Source organism: Komagataeibacter saccharivorans (assembly GCF_003207825.1).
In the GTDB taxonomy this organism is placed as follows: Bacteria; Pseudomonadota; Alphaproteobacteria; order Acetobacterales; family Acetobacteraceae; genus Komagataeibacter; species Komagataeibacter saccharivorans.
This window is the reverse complement of sequence record NZ_NKTY01000001.1, coordinates 127,644-141,659: the sequence shown is the minus strand read 5'-3', so window position 1 is coordinate 141,659 and position 14,016 is coordinate 127,644. Positions and strand designations below refer to the sequence as shown.

The 14,016-nt window shown below is 65.2% G+C and carries 16 protein-coding genes; 8 read left to right on the top strand and 8 right to left on the bottom strand.

What is annotated here, in order from left to right; genetic code table 11:
• Positions 1-85: 85 nt before the first annotated feature.
• From CFR79_RS00690 to CFR79_RS00665, 6 genes are read left to right on the top strand one after another with little or no spacing between them, the layout of a single operon-like run.
• A complete protein-coding gene (locus tag CFR79_RS00690; protein WP_110546479.1) occupies positions 86-1,777 on the top strand; it encodes a hypothetical protein in 1,692 nt (563 codons plus the stop codon).
• 6 nt (positions 1,778-1,783) lie between these two features.
• A complete protein-coding gene (locus CFR79_RS00685; RefSeq protein WP_258373331.1) occupies positions 1,784-2,752 on the top strand; it encodes a hypothetical protein in 969 nt (322 codons plus the stop codon).
• A gap of 2 nt (positions 2,753-2,754) precedes the next feature.
• A complete protein-coding gene (locus CFR79_RS00680; protein WP_110546476.1) occupies positions 2,755-3,300 on the top strand; it encodes a hypothetical protein in 546 nt (181 codons plus the stop codon).
• Positions 3,297-4,358: a hypothetical protein gene (locus tag CFR79_RS00675; protein ID WP_110546474.1), complete on the top strand. Its 1,062-nt coding sequence runs from the start codon at positions 3,297-3,299 to the stop codon at positions 4,356-4,358. The genes CFR79_RS00680 and CFR79_RS00675 overlap by 4 nt, the downstream gene beginning before the upstream one ends.
• Positions 4,355-5,842: an NADH-quinone oxidoreductase subunit D-related protein gene (locus tag CFR79_RS00670; protein ID WP_258373329.1), complete on the top strand. Its 1,488-nt coding sequence runs from the start codon at positions 4,355-4,357 to the stop codon at positions 5,840-5,842. Before CFR79_RS00675 ends, CFR79_RS00670 begins: the two co-directional genes overlap by 4 nt.
• A 10-nt stretch (positions 5,843-5,852) precedes the next feature.
• Positions 5,853-6,305 (top strand): NADH-quinone oxidoreductase subunit B family protein, encoded by a 453-nt coding sequence (locus CFR79_RS00665; RefSeq protein WP_110546471.1) that lies wholly within the window; start codon positions 5,853-5,855, stop codon positions 6,303-6,305.
• Between the two features lie 52 nt (positions 6,306-6,357).
• Here CFR79_RS00665 and CFR79_RS00660 read toward each other — a convergent pair whose 3' ends face one another.
• The 3 genes from CFR79_RS00660 to CFR79_RS00650 are packed head-to-tail and all read right to left on the bottom strand — an operon-like array spanning position 6,358 to position 8,710.
• Positions 6,358-7,227, bottom strand: coding sequence for a CDP-alcohol phosphatidyltransferase family protein (locus CFR79_RS00660; protein ID WP_174234105.1), 870 nt, complete (start codon positions 7,225-7,227; stop codon positions 6,358-6,360).
• 6 nt (positions 7,228-7,233) lie between these two features.
• Positions 7,234-7,962 (bottom strand): phosphatidylserine decarboxylase, encoded by a 729-nt coding sequence (locus CFR79_RS00655; protein WP_257997491.1) that lies wholly within the window; start codon positions 7,960-7,962, stop codon positions 7,234-7,236.
• Positions 7,946-8,710 (bottom strand): class I SAM-dependent methyltransferase, encoded by a 765-nt coding sequence (locus CFR79_RS00650; protein ID WP_258373328.1) that lies wholly within the window; start codon positions 8,708-8,710, stop codon positions 7,946-7,948. Before CFR79_RS00650 ends, CFR79_RS00655 begins: the two co-directional genes overlap by 17 nt.
• Before the next feature lie 83 nt (positions 8,711-8,793).
• On the opposite strand from CFR79_RS00650, the gene gloB reads away from it, so the two are divergent.
• Both gloB and phaR read left to right on the top strand, forming a co-directional pair.
• Positions 8,794-9,525: a hydroxyacylglutathione hydrolase gene (gene gloB / locus CFR79_RS00645; RefSeq protein ID WP_110546468.1), complete on the top strand. Its 732-nt coding sequence runs from the start codon at positions 8,794-8,796 to the stop codon at positions 9,523-9,525.
• Positions 9,526-9,849: 324 nt separating this feature from the next.
• Positions 9,850-10,386: a polyhydroxyalkanoate synthesis repressor PhaR gene (gene phaR / locus CFR79_RS00640; protein ID WP_102323239.1), complete on the top strand. Its 537-nt coding sequence runs from the start codon at positions 9,850-9,852 to the stop codon at positions 10,384-10,386.
• Positions 10,387-10,410: 24 nt separating this feature from the next.
• Here phaR and CFR79_RS00635 read toward each other — a convergent pair whose 3' ends face one another.
• The 5 genes from CFR79_RS00635 to CFR79_RS00615 all read right to left on the bottom strand — a co-directional run bounded on the left by CFR79_RS00635 (position 10,411) and on the right by CFR79_RS00615 (position 13,926).
• Positions 10,411-11,142, bottom strand: coding sequence for a lysophospholipid acyltransferase family protein (locus CFR79_RS00635; RefSeq protein WP_181417325.1), 732 nt, complete (start codon positions 11,140-11,142; stop codon positions 10,411-10,413).
• Between the two features lie 77 nt (positions 11,143-11,219).
• A complete protein-coding gene (locus CFR79_RS00630) occupies positions 11,220-11,900 on the bottom strand; it encodes a YdcF family protein (protein WP_408884549.1) in 681 nt (226 codons plus the stop codon).
• Positions 11,879-12,826: a cell division protein FtsX gene (locus CFR79_RS00625; RefSeq protein WP_110546460.1), complete on the bottom strand. Its 948-nt coding sequence runs from the start codon at positions 12,824-12,826 to the stop codon at positions 11,879-11,881. The genes CFR79_RS00630 and CFR79_RS00625 overlap by 22 nt, the downstream gene beginning before the upstream one ends.
• Positions 12,826-13,497, bottom strand: coding sequence for a cell division ATP-binding protein FtsE (locus tag CFR79_RS00620; protein ID WP_110546456.1), 672 nt, complete (start codon positions 13,495-13,497; stop codon positions 12,826-12,828). The genes CFR79_RS00625 and CFR79_RS00620 overlap by 1 nt, the downstream gene beginning before the upstream one ends.
• Before the next feature lie 21 nt (positions 13,498-13,518).
• Entirely contained in the window at positions 13,519-13,926 is a 408-nt protein-coding gene (locus CFR79_RS00615) for a hypothetical protein (protein WP_102323244.1), read from the bottom strand.
• Positions 13,927-14,016: the final 90 nt, after the last annotated feature.

Here is a 14,016-nt window from a genome sequence, read left to right as displayed (position 1 = left end):
CATTCCTGTTCTGCTCGTTGCACTCCTGCTGTCGGTCGGGCTGGCTTCGGTCCTTCTGGCCTGCTGGTCACGGCAGGCGGACGGGATGGTTCCCTTCATCCGGGCGGGGTGGGCGGCAGTCTGTCTGCTGGCTCTCCTTGTCTGTCTGGGTGTGGCGCTGCCGGGTGGGGTTGCGCCGGGATCTGGCTTTTTCGCAGGCACCGGATCGGTCGCCCTGCTTGTGCCGCTGGCCGTGGCGGGGATGGTGGCCTGTGGTCGGTATGACCTTGCCGCCTGCGCCGGGGCGGCACTTGCGATAACAGGCGGCCCCGTGCCGTCGTGCATCGGGGCGGGATGGGTGCTGTGGGTGTGCGATAACAGCCCGCATGCCCCACCACAGCGGGTACAGCATGCACCCGACAGGGTCGCCCTGCTGCTTCTGGCGGCGGGGACGGCATGGGCCGGTCGAATGGACTTCCTGCTGCCCGGCCTGTGCTGGATCGCCACGAGGGGACTGCTCGGCCTTTCTTTTTCCCCGCGTGTAGCGGCCCGCGCGATACGTCCTTTTCACATGATGGACATGGCGGCCCTGATCGCGGGCATGGCGCTGTGGCTGCATCTGCCTGCCGGGGGCATGGTGGCGGATACGCGCTGGGGCGGCATGCTGATCGTTGCGGGGTGCCTGCTGTATGGCACGGCTTCGTGGCGGGCGCTGTGCGCAGGCGACGGGCGCAGGGTTCTCGCGGGGCTTCTTGGCGGGACCGGGGCGCTGGTCATTGTCATTGCGGGTCTTACGCGTCTGGCGCAGGCTGATGACCTGCCTGCCATGACGGCCTGTGCCAGCCGGACATTCATGCTGGTCGCGGGCATGATGCTGACATGGGCGTTCATGGCGCGGGTCGTTACTGTTATGGAGCGGGAGGCGGGGCCGCTCGTACTGCTCCGTCTGGGGGGGCTGGGCGTACTCATGCCCCGTCTTTCGCTGCTGTGCGCCATCGGCCTGCTGGCGGAAAGCGGCCTGCCGCCCCTTATCGGTTTTTCCGTTGTCTGGATGCTGTTGCGCCTGCTGGCAGCCATGCCGCATGGCGGCGGGCTGGCCGGGACCATACCGCTGCTGCTGGCCCTTCTGGCACTCGGGGTGGGGTGGGCTGTCCGCATGCTCGCCCTTATCCGTATGGTTGCGGTCATGCTGTGCGGGCGTCCCCGTACGCCGCGCTGCGCGGGCGCAAGTGATCCGCGCGGGCGTGCGTTGTGGCCGGTCGTGCTGGCGGTGCTGCCGGTCATTGTGGTTTCCATCTGGCCCGAATACTGGCTGGGACTGATGGAAGGCGCTGGCCATCCGGCGCATGGATCGGGATGGCCCGTTCTGGCGGAGGTCGGGCTGCTGTCGCCAGATGGGGCCGCCATCCTTCATCCGGGGCGGTTATGCCTGCTTGTGGCTGCTGGGGGCGGGTGTGTAGCGGTATTGCGGCGTCTTGCCGTCCCCCGTCCGGCGCGGCAGGTGGCGGGCTGGCAGCAGGGCGCTCCCGCCGTGCCGCCATGGATGGTCTTTGGTGATCCGCTGACACAGGCAGGGCCGGGTAATCCAGCCCGTATCGTGCTGGACATGATGACGGGGCTGACACGGCGGCGGGCGGATATGTACGATTACGCGCGATTACGGCGGCACATCCGGCAGACGGTGTGCAAGGGCACGCGGCGTCTGTCGAGACCGTGGCGTGAAAGTGCAGTTTATGGGCCGGTGATGATGGTCGCCCTGTGTATGGGTGGGCTGATATTTATTGCGTGGCATGGATAGGCGGCGGTGACGCTCTCCCTTGTTCTGCTGGCACGGATGCAGTCACTGCTGCTGCTGGCCTGTCATACGGCGCTGGTCGTGGTGACGGTGCCGTTATGGATCGGCCTGCTGCGCTGGATGATGGCGACCATGGATGGCGCACGCAGCCTGCCGGACCCTGCATCTTACTGGCGGCTGTTACGCCGGGCATGGCGGCAGCCGGGTGTGCGTTCGGCTGCCGGTGCGCAGATTACGGCGGTTGCGCCGTGGGTGGCGCTGGCGGCGGGGCTGGGGGCGGCCCTGCTCGTGCCTTCCTTTACCCTTGGCATGCCCGGTGGGGACCTGTCCGATCTGCTGGCTGTCGGTGGGCTGCTGGAAATGGGGTTTCTGGCGCTGGTGATCGTATCCCTTGCTGCAGGACTGGCCCGACCGGGACAGGCGGGGCTGCGCACGGCGGTAAGAGGGATCATGATCCAGCCCGTGCTGCTGCTTGCCTGTGCCGTGCTGGGCATGTGCCTGCCCGATGGCACGCTGGCCGGGCTGGTGCGGCAGGCGCATGTGGCGGACATGAACATCATCCGCGTGCCGCTGGCGCTGGTTGCCGGTGCGCTGCTGCTGGTGGGGGTGACGGAGAGCAGCGGCCCGGATTCCGGCCCGTTCACCATCATGGTGGAGGATCTTGCAGGCCCTGACCGCGCCGTTGCCCAATATGCGCGGGATCTGCTGGTGGTTGTATGGATGATGCTTGCGCGTGATCTGGTCTGGCCTGAAAGTGTCATGGAGCCGGACATTCTGCCCCGCTCATGGCTGGTGGTGTCCATCGCTGCGGCGGTGGGGTTGTGGATGCTGCATATGCTGGTGGCCTGTGGCTGTGTGGCGGCCATGCAGGTCTTTATCGTATCGGGCAGGCGGCAGGCGGCGCGACGCGGAGGGCTGGCGCTGTTATGTGCCCTTATGGCGGGGGTACTGCTTTTCGCCGGGCGGGGGATGGGCTGAACGTGCTGGTACTGTTGCTGGGCATGCTTGTGATCCTGTCTGTTTCCGGGGGGGCGGGTGGTGGTGGCGCGCTGTTGTGGCATGCCGCGCTTACGGCTGCGTGCATCTGCTTTTCATGCTGGGTGCGGGGACAGGGCGGCATGGTCGTGCCGCTGGCGCTGGTTGCCGCCGGTCTGGTTGGCGTGCTGGCCATCCAGATGCGGCAGGCTCCCGCCGTTCCCGATGGGCGGGGTGGTATCCGCCTGGTGGGTGGGCTTGTATGCGTTGCGGTGCTGGCGCAGATGATCGTGTCCGAAGGGGCCGCGGACGTGATGGCGCGGCTTATGGGACTGGTCGGTCTGTCCGCCATTGTATGCGGGGTCTGGGCAGCGTGTGTGACACGCGGGGTGGTGGCCCTGTGCGCGGGTCTGGCCTGTGCCGTGGATGGCATGATGCTGCTGGGCGCGCAGGCAGACAGTATCCCGGTCATCATTGAGGCATTGGTGGTCGCTGCCGGCCTGAACTGGGTCATGGCCGATCTTTTCCGTGATGGTGGGGGGCAGCCATGACATCGGGGCTTTACATCGCCCTGCTGGCCGGATGGATGGCGCTGGCCACGACTGCCCTGCTGGGGGCGGGTGCTTCACCGCCCCTGCGGCGTCTGCTGGCTGTGCTTTTTCTTGGGTTATGCGCGGGCGTTGGCGGCGTGATCGCGCCCGATCTGCCACGCGCGATCATGGCGTTATGTCCGGCGCTGGCATTGTGCATTCATGTTTTCCGGCATGATGCGTCGGGTGCCGTGCCGCCTTTCGTTACGTCGGGCAATGCGGCGCTAGCCCTTGCTTTCGGGCGGTGCGACCTGTTGTGGGTGTTTGTCGGGGCTTCATTGATTCTGCGACTGGCCGTGGCTCATGGGATCCGGGGGCTGGATCGTCAGGGGCAGCACCTGCTGCGTAGCGTGCTGGGTGGACTGATGATGGCGCAGGGGGGCCTGTTCGTGTTGCAGGCGGCATGGGGGCCGCTACAGGATCAGGCGGGCGCGGTTCTGCTGGTGGGTGGGCTGCTCATGGCCTGTGGTTTCCTGTCTCGACCGGGGACAGGACGAACAGGGTGGAATGTGGATGCCCTCGCGGTGCTGCCTGTGCTGGCGCAGGCAGCCGTTTCATGGCCCGTATTACAGCCGGTGCTGACATTCATGGGGCTGACCGGCCTGCTGTGGAATTGCCTGCCGCAACCGGGCAGGGCATCAGTTACGCCGGACTGGACGGCATGGGCGGTGCTGGCCGCTGGCTTGCCTGGCGCGGCATCCTCCATTCCCCTTGCAGCCAGCATGCTTGCACTGGCCTGCCTGCTTCCCGATGATTCGTCACCGCAGATTGAGGCGGAAAGGCGCGGCACCATGCTGTTCTGGCCACCATTCCTGCCGGGTATGGCGCTGGTTCTTGTACTGGTGGCGGAAATGGGTCATGCCGTGTGGGTTGCCGTACTGGCGGGGATATCTTTATGGCCCATGTTTGCGCGGCAGGGATCGTCAGTTCCGGTCGGGCGGGCGGAAGTGCCCTTCCTGCTGCTGATGGGGTGTGTGGTACTGGGCATGGTGGTGCGTCAGGGCATGATCCAGCCGTGAACGGGGATGATGCAGCAGCCCTGATCCGTACGGGTGGGCGCACTACCTGTGCCGCGCGTTTCGTGCTGACGCCCGACCGGTGGTTGGATATGGCCCATGCCCTGTCCCGCACAACCATGCCGCTACTGGGGTTGTGGGCGGATGGCGTGCAGGTGCATGCCCTGTTCATGGATGGGGAAGCGTCGCTGATCGCGAGCGTGGCGGTGACGGATGGACGTTATCAGGCCCTGTCTCCCATGCGGGCCGGGGCGGCGGCGCATGAACGTATTATCCATGATCTTTGGGGAATCGCGGCCATGGGAAGCCATGATGACGTCCCCTGGCTGGATCAGGGACGCTGGCCCGTTACATGGCCCCTGCGCGATCGTCCGCCGCCTGCTTCTGCCGCGCCGGATGGGGAGGAGTTTACCGATGACATAGCCCTGCAACAGGCCGGGGGTGTCGTGCTGGGCTATGGACCGGCGGATGGGGGCTTTGATTCGCCCTTTCACCTTCGCCTCGGCACGCCGGGGGAACGTATCACGCAGGTTACGACCCGCATGGGATACGCCCATCGAGGATTGTGCGCGCGTATGCGGGGACTTGCGCCAGCGCAGGCGGCGCAACTGGCCGCCCGGATTGATGCGACGGCGACCATGGCCCATCAACTGGCTTTTTTCCGTGCCCTTGCCGCAGTCACCGGGACTGCGATGGACGGGATCAGTGCTGCGGGCGTCGTGCTGGGGGAAGTGGAACGTATCGCTACCCATCTGGACTGTCTGATGCAGGCGGCCGAGCGGGTGGGGGATGTGCGTTTCGCCAGTCTTGCCGGGGAATTGCTGGAATATGTGCGTGAGACCTGTCGGGCGCAGTATGGCCGCCGCCTGCTGCTTGACCGGCTGCTGCCGGGCAGGGCGGTTCCTCCGTACGATCTGTCCCCGGCAGAGGAAATGATACGGGCGTTACAGACCGGCCGTGCGGAATTGCGGCGGCTTTTCCGGCGTCCACGCGGGCTTGCGATGCAGGGGCGTGATCTTGGCATCCTGTCAGCCGATCATGCCCGGCGGTGGGGGATCATGGGATGCGTGGGGCAGGCCAGCGGTATCGAATACGAACCACGTCCTTCCCTGCCCGGCTATCGGACACATCGGGTCGGTGATGTGGGGGAGGGCATGGGCGATGTTACCGCCCGGCTTGCCATCCGCCTGCATGAAATCGGGTTGGGCGTGCAGCGCCTGTCCGCAGCCCATGAAACCGTCATGCCTGCATCCATTCCATCATTCAGTGATGGAACGGGCGAAGGCATAGGCCATGCGGAGGGACCGAGCGGGCCGGTCTGGCACTGGGTCCGTCTGGAAGGGGGGCGGATTGCCGCATGGTGGTGTGGCGATCCATCGCTGGCGCGGATACAGGCGCTGCCTGACATCCTGCGGGGTGCCACATACGATGATGTGGGACTGATCGTGACCTCCCTCGGCCTGTCAGCAGCCGGGGCGGATCTGTAGGAGGACGGAAATGGCATACCTGCATCTGTTCGGCCCCGATGGGGTGGCGGTGCCACGTCTGGTGACGCTGGATATTTTCCATATGGAAACGGGGGGCTGTACCGGTTGCGCGATGGAACTGCGCAGTCTGTCGCGGGCGCTGGTCGCGGCACGTGCCGCCATCCGTTTTGTGCCCACCCCCCGGCAGGCCGCCCTGCTGCTGGTAACGGGCAGTCTTACGGTCAGTATGGCTCCGGTCGTGGAGCAGGCATGGCAGGCCATGCCCGGTCCTCGCAGCCTTGCCGCCGTGGGTGACTGTGCGGTGGATGGGGGCCTGTTTCCGCCGAATTATGCCGTGCTGGGTGGCGTGGCGCGGCATGCCCATACCAGCCTGCTGCTGCCGGGCTGTCCGCCATCGCCTGCTGAAATACTGCGTGCTCTTGTGGACTGGCATACGTCAGGAGAACAGGCGGGGACCGTATAGCGGGTTCTTACGGCCCGTCTGTTTTATCGTATCCGCAGGGCGGCAGCCCTGTTCAGGCTGGCGTTGATGGTGCCGGTTCGTCGCTTTCCTGCAGGGCATCGGCTTCACGGCGCAGGCGGTGGAAGCTCATGCGGCTCATCGGTAGCAGCAGGATGTAGATGATGCCCGCCGCAGCCAGCGCGCCCCATGGTTCGGCCACCAGAATGGCGGCATAGGCCCCCGTGCCCAGCATGGTGGGCAGGATCATGGGCGATGGGACCTTGAAGTTCTTGAAGGACCATACCGGCAGGGTGGAAACCAGCAGGAACGCCGTGCCGCTTAACGTCAGCGCAGGCAGCAGCGGATCACGGGTGAAATTGTACAGCCAGTCCCAGTGCAGGTGCTGTGCTTCCAGCCCCAGGAAAAGCGGGAACAGCGCAAGGCCCGCGCCAGCGGGGGCAGGCACGCCGGTAAAGAAATTGCTGGCGTATTTCGGCTTGTCGGCGTCGTCATCCAGACTGGCGTTGAACCGTGCCAGCCGCAGCGCCATGCACACCGTGAACATGATGCACGGGATGTAGCCAAACCGCCCCCCTTCATGCAGCGCCCATAGGTAGAGCACGAACGCGGGGGCCACGCCAAAACACAGGAAATCGGACAGGCTGTCGAATTCGGCCCCGAAGCGGCTGGTCCCCCGCAGCAGGCGGGCGATGCGCCCGTCCAGCCCGTCGATGCACGCGGCGATCAGCAGGGCGGCGGCAGCGTTGCCGAAACGGCCTTCAAGTCCGAATCGCATGCCCGTCAGGCCCGCGCACAGGCCCAGCATTGTCAGCAGGTTGGGGATCATCCGGTTGAATGAAAGCCCCCGCACGCGTGGGCGCGGATGGGGGCGTTTCTTCAACCGTCGGATGCGGCGTGCAGGCTGGTTGGAAGGCGCGGCCATGCCGGGTCAGAGCCGCGCCATTACGGTTTCGCCACCAATCATCGTCTGCCCGACTTCCACAAGCGGGGTCACATCAGCGGGCAGGTACAGGTCGGTGCGGGAGCCGAAGCGGATCAGGCCGAACCGCTCGCCGGTTTCATACTGCATGCCTTCTTCCGCATCACACAGGATACGGCGCGCGATCAGCCCCGCGATCTGCACCACCGCAACCTGCCGCCCGTCATTGAGCGTCAGGCGCAGGGCGTTGCGTTCATTGAGTTCCGATGCCTTGTCGAGGCTGGCGTTCAGGAACTGCCCCGCATGGTAGGAAATGCGCGTCACCGTGCCCGCGACCGGCATGCGGTTCACATGCACGTCCAGAACCGACAGGAACGTGGCAATGCGCCATACCGGGGTGTCGCCCATCTCCAGTTCCGGCGGCGGGGCCACTTTTTCGATCGAGACGATATGCCCGTCCGCAGGGGCGACGGCCACGTTCGGCTCGGCCGGGGTGACGCGCTCGGGGTCACGGAAGAAATACAGGCAGAAGCCAAAGAACAGCCCGCTGGCCGTGCCCAGCCATTTCGTGGCCCGGAACGGCAGCAGCCGACCGATGACAGCCCCCGCCCCGGAGGCGAGGAGGAAGGGACGCGCGGCCGGGTGCGGCGGGGCGATCACGAGCTTGAGGGATTGAATCAGCGACATGGGACCATGTTCATGAAGATTCCGGTAAAATTGGTCAAGTATTCTGCGCATCACCGGGCGGCGGGCGCGATGTGGGAAGCCGGGAAAAGACACCCGCCGCCCGCCCCATAAGCCCCGCGGGCACAAGGCTTAAGGGGCGGGCGGGAATACCTGCGTAGATGTCCTTTACGGCTTCTATCATGCACACCCCGCCCAGACGGGGAAACAGGTTGCGGCCCGTCCATTCGATCATGCGCGCGGGTGCCGCCGGGCACGGACCGGCAGGGGGGATATACAGCGCGTCTTCATGACGCTCCGCACGGAAGCAGGCATCCCCCAGCCATCGGCTGATCTGGCGGCGCGAAAACGGCGTGCCCTGCCCGAAAGGGGAGTTATCCGCATGCGCCCACAACCCTGCCCGGTTGGGGACAACCAGCAGCAGCCTGCCGTCATCCTTGAGTATCTTCCATACCTGCCGCAGCAGGCTGCCCTTGTCCTCGCTGACTTCCAGCGCGTGGATCAGCACGATACGGTCGAATTTCAGGTCATCAAACGGCAGGTGCGTGCCATTGGCGATGCAGTCCCGTCCATGCCACGGTGGCGCATCGCGCGTTACATGCGTGTCCAGCCGGGCGGAAATGCACGGGGTTTCCGCCCCGTCCCATAACGGGAGGAAGGGCAGGGCGTAGCCAAGGCCAAGCGTATGCCCAAACGGCTTTTCAGGCCAGAAGGCAGCCATGCGCTGCGCCAGCAGGCGTGCGGTCACCCGCCCCCGGCGGGACGCATAGAAGCTTGCGGCGATGTGCATGTTGGATGGCATTGGTACACACTAGCACACAAGGCGGTCGGGACCATCATCCATGGCCCGGGGCCCATCATGTAGCGCAGGCGTGGAGGACAGACATGACACGGCATCTTTCCATCAAGGCGATTCCCATCCTGTCGGATAATTATGCATGGTTCGTGCATGACGGCGCGACCGGGGCGGCTGGCATGATAGATCCGGCGGAAGAAGCGCCGCTGGTCGCTGCCATTGACGCGGCGGGCGGCAGGCTGGACATGATTTTCCTGACCCATCACCATGCCGACCATATCGCCGCTGCCGCTGCCCTGCGCCAGCGTTATGGCGCGCGGATCGTGGGGGCGGCAGCGGATGCCCGCCGTCTGCCCGCCCTTGATGTCGCGGTGAAGGACGGCGATGTCGTCACGCTGGGGCAGGTGCAGGCGCAGGTCATCGCGACGCCTGGCCATACATCGGGGGAGGTATCGTATTACTTTCCCGCCGGTCCCGCCCTGTTCTGCGGCGATACGCTGTTCAGCATGGGCTGTGGGCGACTGTTTGAGGGCACGCCTGCGGATATGTTTACAAGCCTTCAGCGCATCGCCACCCTGCCGGACGATACGCTGATATGCTGTGGCCACGAATACACGCAGTCAAACGCGCGTTTCGCCCTGCATGTCGATCCCGACAACGCGGCCGTGCAGGCACGCGCGCAACAGGTGGCCGACCTGCGCCGCAGGGGGCTTGCGACCGTGCCGGTAAGGCTTGGGGTGGAACGGGCGACCAACCCCTTCCTGCGTGCCGCGGATGCGCCGACCCTTGCACGATTGCGAAAAGAGAAGGATAATTTCTGAAATAATATGTCACGATCGGGTTTTGCATTGAAACAGTCCCCTGCTGGTCTGTTCGTGCCTGTCATGTCGTGATGGGAAAAATGGCCCTGCCGGGCGGGCGGGGGCAGCATGATGCCCGGTGCTGATCGTATCGGATCGCGTGGCACGCGTTGGCAGGGCGCTGCAATCCTGTGCGGGCCGTCTGTTAAAGTGTTTCAGGCCGCATGGTCCGCCCCTGTATTATGGGATACAGTAAGGCCGGTTTCCCTGTGGCATCCATTGCATGAAGCCGGTGTCACGGCCAATCGGGCGGCAGGCGCCTGTTTCACGCGGAAAGGAAGGCATTTGTCGGTATCTCCCGCTCCGGTCGTAATCAAGAAATATGCAAATCGACGGCTGTACGATACCGAGCTTTCTGCATATATTACGCTTGAGAACCTTATGGATATGGTCAAGCAGGACCGGGGGTTTGTCATTCTCGACGCCCGGACCGGCGATGACATAACGCGCGGCGTTCTGGCACAGGTCATGCTGGAGGAGGAAACGCGTGGTCGCGCCATGCTGCCCGTGGCGTTCCTGCGGCAGCTCATACGCTGCTATGGCCATAGCCGGCAGGGCGAGGTTTCCGATTATCTGGAACGCATGATGGGCGAATTCATGGACCAGCAACCGCCGGGCGGCACGGTGGATGGGCTGGGACAGGAAAATGCCGCCGTCGTGCGACAGGCGATGTCGCTGTTTACATCGCTTTATGCGGTGGAGCGGACCGGTAACCGCACGGTGGAAAACCTGCTGCAGGAAATCATGGACCTGCGCCAGCAGGTTGAAACCCTTCAGACCCGGCTGGATAACGGGACCGATCGCGCGGGCACATCCGACTGACCCTGTCGGAAGGTGTTCGTGTAATCAGGGCGTCGTATCGGGTGCGGGAAGCGGCAGGGCATGGTCCGCGCACAGTTCCCGCCATGCCGCGCCAATGGCGGGCAGAAGCTGCGCGCGACGCAGGCCATCGGGCAGCGGCGCGCCAATGACGATGTGGATCGTGCCCGGCTGTTTGACCAGCGCATTGGGCCCCCAGTGCAGTCCCGCATCGGTAGCGACGGGAATGACCGGCACGCGGGTATGGCCGGACAGGGCGGCGATTCCAGGCTGAAGGGAAATCGGCGCGCCGGGCGGCCTGCGCGTGCCTTCGGGGAAGATGATGATCTGGCGATTGTCGCTTACGGCCCGATCCGCCTCGGCCAGCAGGGCGCGCAGGGCCCTGGCCTTGCCATCGCGGTCAACGGGGATCATGCCGCTCAGCCGCAGCATGGGACCGACCAGTGGAATGCGCTCCAGTTCCCGTTTCATCACATAGGTCGGGCGCGGCACCAGATTCATCCATACCAGCGTGTCAAACATGGACTGGTGCTGGCATGCCAGCAGGCACGGACCGGCGGGCAGGTTCTCCCTGCCGCTGACCTGTATGTCGATATTGCAGATACGGCACAGCCCGCGCAGGGTCAGCGCCGTCCACAGCTTGGCATAGGCAAGCGCGCGTCCCGGTGCGACCAGCCGGATGGGAAAGGCCATGATCCCCATCACGATGGTCAGCAGTATGAAATACAGGTTGAATGCAAGCGCGCGCAGTACGGTCATCACAAACGGGTCCATCAGTGCGGAAGGCGGCTACCCTAACACCAGAAAACCGCCCGCAGGACAAGCCATCCGCCCTGTCAGCCCATATGGGGGCCGATGCCGGGGCGGGTATCGCCATGGTTGAACAGGGTATGCACCGGACGGGTCAGTCGCGCCATGTCCAGACAGGCCAGCAGCCATTTATCATATTCCAGCACCATAAGCCGCAGCGTGGCGGGATGCAGCAGGTGACGCAGTGCGGGGGATCGGATCGGGTAGGCGTGGAGCCGGACATCGGGCGCGGTGCGCGAAATCTCCAGCATGGCGCGGCGGATATGATAGCCCGCCGTGACGACGATCAGACTGTGAATGTCATGGTCACGCACCCACGCCGCCGTTTCATCCGCATTGCCCAGCGTGGACGTGGCGCGGCGGCCCAGCGTGGTACGTGACCACAGCCGCAGCGGCACGGGTTGCGGCTGGTGGCGCAGGAAATCCCCCAGTGTCGCATGCAGGTCCACGCCCGAAATAAGCAGCCTGTCGGCATCGCCCCGGGCCAGCAGGCGCAGGGATTCCTCGATCCGGCCCTGTCCACCTGTCAGCGCCACGATCCCGTCCGAATGCGGTGGCGGGGCAGGGGCGCGCATCGCGTCATGGATGAACCACCCCAGTCCGCTGACCCATGCGATGATGGCCACCAGCAGGCCGGTCCCGATCACCGTGCGACGAAGCCGGGTGCGTACGCGCAGGCGCGATTTCATGGCAGGCGACGCAGCCACGCCCGGACCGTCAGTTGCGTCGTGATCCATCCCGTAAGCCCGGCTGCGGGGGGCAGGGCCAGCAACATCCATAACAGCGCATGCGGCAGCAGATCGAGCAGCATGCGCGGATTGCGCCACTCCATGCCCATGGTGGGCAGGGTATCGGTCGTGGCGGTGAAGGGCGCTGCGAGATGGGACATGGCCAGCAGCATGGGCAGGGCGAGGACACCCCCGCATAACCCGCCGCCAAGGGCCAGCAGCCCCACACGGCTGGAAAACCGGCCGGATATGTACCCATCGGTCGCACCCAGCGAATGGATCAGCGCAATGGCCTGTCGCCGGGTCTGAAGCCCCGCGCGGGTGGCGGCCATGACCACGCATACCGCAACCGTCATGACAATCAGCACCGCCAGCAGCGCACAGGCCTGAAGACTGCCCGCCAGGGCTGCAAGCCTGTCACTCCATACGCTGTCATGCTCCACCATGGTTCCCGGCGCGCTGGCCTGCAACCGCGCCAGCAGGGCATTGTCGGGGTTGCGAGTGGGGGCGATATGGACCTCGATCACGGCGGGAAGCGGCAGGCTGCCATCACCGGTCTGTTCGATCCACGGGGCCAGCAGCGCGCGCAGTTCCGCATCCGTCAGGCGGTGGGCGGCGGTAATGGCGGGCGTGGTGGCAAGGATGTCCTGCACGGCGTGGATGCGCGTCGCGGCGGGGGAAGCGCCCCCGGCATTCGCGGCCGCAGGGTCATCGGGGTTTGGTACCTGTACGGTCGTGACCGCGCCTGCGCCATGCGTCCAGCGTTGCGACAGGGCATGGGCCGCGATGCCGCCCGCCAGCGCAAGGGCCGCAAGAAATGTCATGGCCCCGACAAGGAAGGGCAGGAAACGCCCCGGCAGCGCCTGATGCAGGGCCAGTCCGTCATGGTAGCGCTGCCGGGCCATCAGCGGTAATCCCGCACCAGATGACCATGCGCCAGTTCGATGGCGGGGGCAGGGTATTTGCGCACGATGGAATCGTTATGGGTCGCAACCACGATGGTGGTGCCCAGTTCCGCCAGACGGTGGAACATCGCAAGCAGGCGCGCGGCCTGACGGTCGTCAAGCGCGTTGGTCGGTTCATCCGCCACCAGCAGGGCAGGGCGGTAGATCACCGCGCGCGCGATCGCCACGCGCTGCTGCTCCCCGCCCGAAAGCTGCGGCGGCAGGGCGTCCAGCCGGGTTTCCAGCCCCACCCATTTCATGATGGCATGTACCTCGTGGCTGATTTCGGCTTCCGCGCGGTGCTGGAGCCGCAGCGGCAGGGCCACATTGTCAAATACGTTCAGGTCGGGCAGCAGGCGGAAATCCTGATACACGGCGCCAATGCGCCGCCGCAGCCGCGCAAGCGCACCGCGTCGCGCCTGCATGACGGGCACGCCCAGTATTTCCACCATGCCCGCACTGGCCTGCGCCTCCAGCGCCAGAATGGACAGAAGGGACGATTTTCCCGCCCCCGATGGCCCCAGCAGCCAGCGGAATTCACCCTGCGGCACATCCAGGCTGATATGCGACAGCGCGGCTTGCGCCGTGCGGCTGCCACCATAGGCGTAACTGACATCGTGCAGGCGGAACATGGGGATGTGTCCCTGATGGGCTTACATGGTACGCGCGGCGATGGTCGACAATGTGGCGCACAGGGCGGCGGCGGCCATGAGCAGCAGCCCGTCGAATACCAGCGATGACGGTGTAAGCAGGTGCGATCCGAACTCCACATGGTCGGGGATGGAATGCGCCACGCGCGCGATCATGTCGCGGGTCTGCGGGTCGCCACCCGCGGCGCTGCTGACGATGCCCACGATATGGGGCAGCGCGCTCCATCCAATGCCAAGGATCAGGACAAGCGGGGCCACCAGTTCGGATACCTGCTGCACCAGATAGAACAGGAAGTAGAAAACGGACCACACCGCGACCCGCACGATACGCGCCACGCCCCACCCTTTTCCGCTACCGGTTTCGGGTGGCAGTGCACGGTCCTGGGAACGGTTGGAAAAGGAACTGTCCATCAAAACAAGACTCCGGCCACGGGGCAGCTTCCCCGGATTGTAGGAAACGCATTCCTGACCGAGGTAGCGACGGCTTGTATTAAATGCAAA

Bases quoted from the DNA above. Each gene is read 5' to 3' on its own strand.
- CFR79_RS00690 (WP_110546479.1), top strand. From the start codon at position 86: ATGGTTCCCTTCATCCGGGCGGGGTGGGCGGCAGTCTGTCTGCTGGCT.
- CFR79_RS00675 (WP_110546474.1), top strand. From the start codon at position 3,297: ATGACATCGGGGCTTTACATCGCCCTGCTGGCCGGATGGATGGCGCTG.
- CFR79_RS00665 (WP_110546471.1), top strand. From the start codon at position 5,853: ATGGCATACCTGCATCTGTTCGGCCCCGATGGGGTGGCGGTGCCACGT.
- CFR79_RS00660 (WP_174234105.1), bottom strand. From the start codon at position 7,227: ATGGCCGCGCCTTCCAACCAGCCTGCACGCCGCATCCGACGGTTGAAG.
- CFR79_RS00655 (WP_257997491.1), bottom strand. From the start codon at position 7,962: ATGCGCAGAATACTTGACCAATTTTACCGGAATCTTCATGAACATGGT.
- CFR79_RS00650 (WP_258373328.1), bottom strand. From the start codon at position 8,710: ATGCCATCCAACATGCACATCGCCGCAAGCTTCTATGCGTCCCGCCGG.
- gloB (WP_110546468.1), top strand. From the start codon at position 8,794: ATGACACGGCATCTTTCCATCAAGGCGATTCCCATCCTGTCGGATAAT.
- CFR79_RS00635 (WP_181417325.1), bottom strand. From the start codon at position 11,142: ATGACCGTACTGCGCGCGCTTGCATTCAACCTGTATTTCATACTGCTG.
- CFR79_RS00625 (WP_110546460.1), bottom strand. From the start codon at position 12,826: ATGGCCCGGCAGCGCTACCATGACGGACTGGCCCTGCATCAGGCGCTG.
- CFR79_RS00620 (WP_110546456.1), bottom strand. From the start codon at position 13,497: ATGTTCCGCCTGCACGATGTCAGTTACGCCTATGGTGGCAGCCGCACG.
- CFR79_RS00615 (WP_102323244.1), bottom strand. From the start codon at position 13,926: ATGGACAGTTCCTTTTCCAACCGTTCCCAGGACCGTGCACTGCCACCC.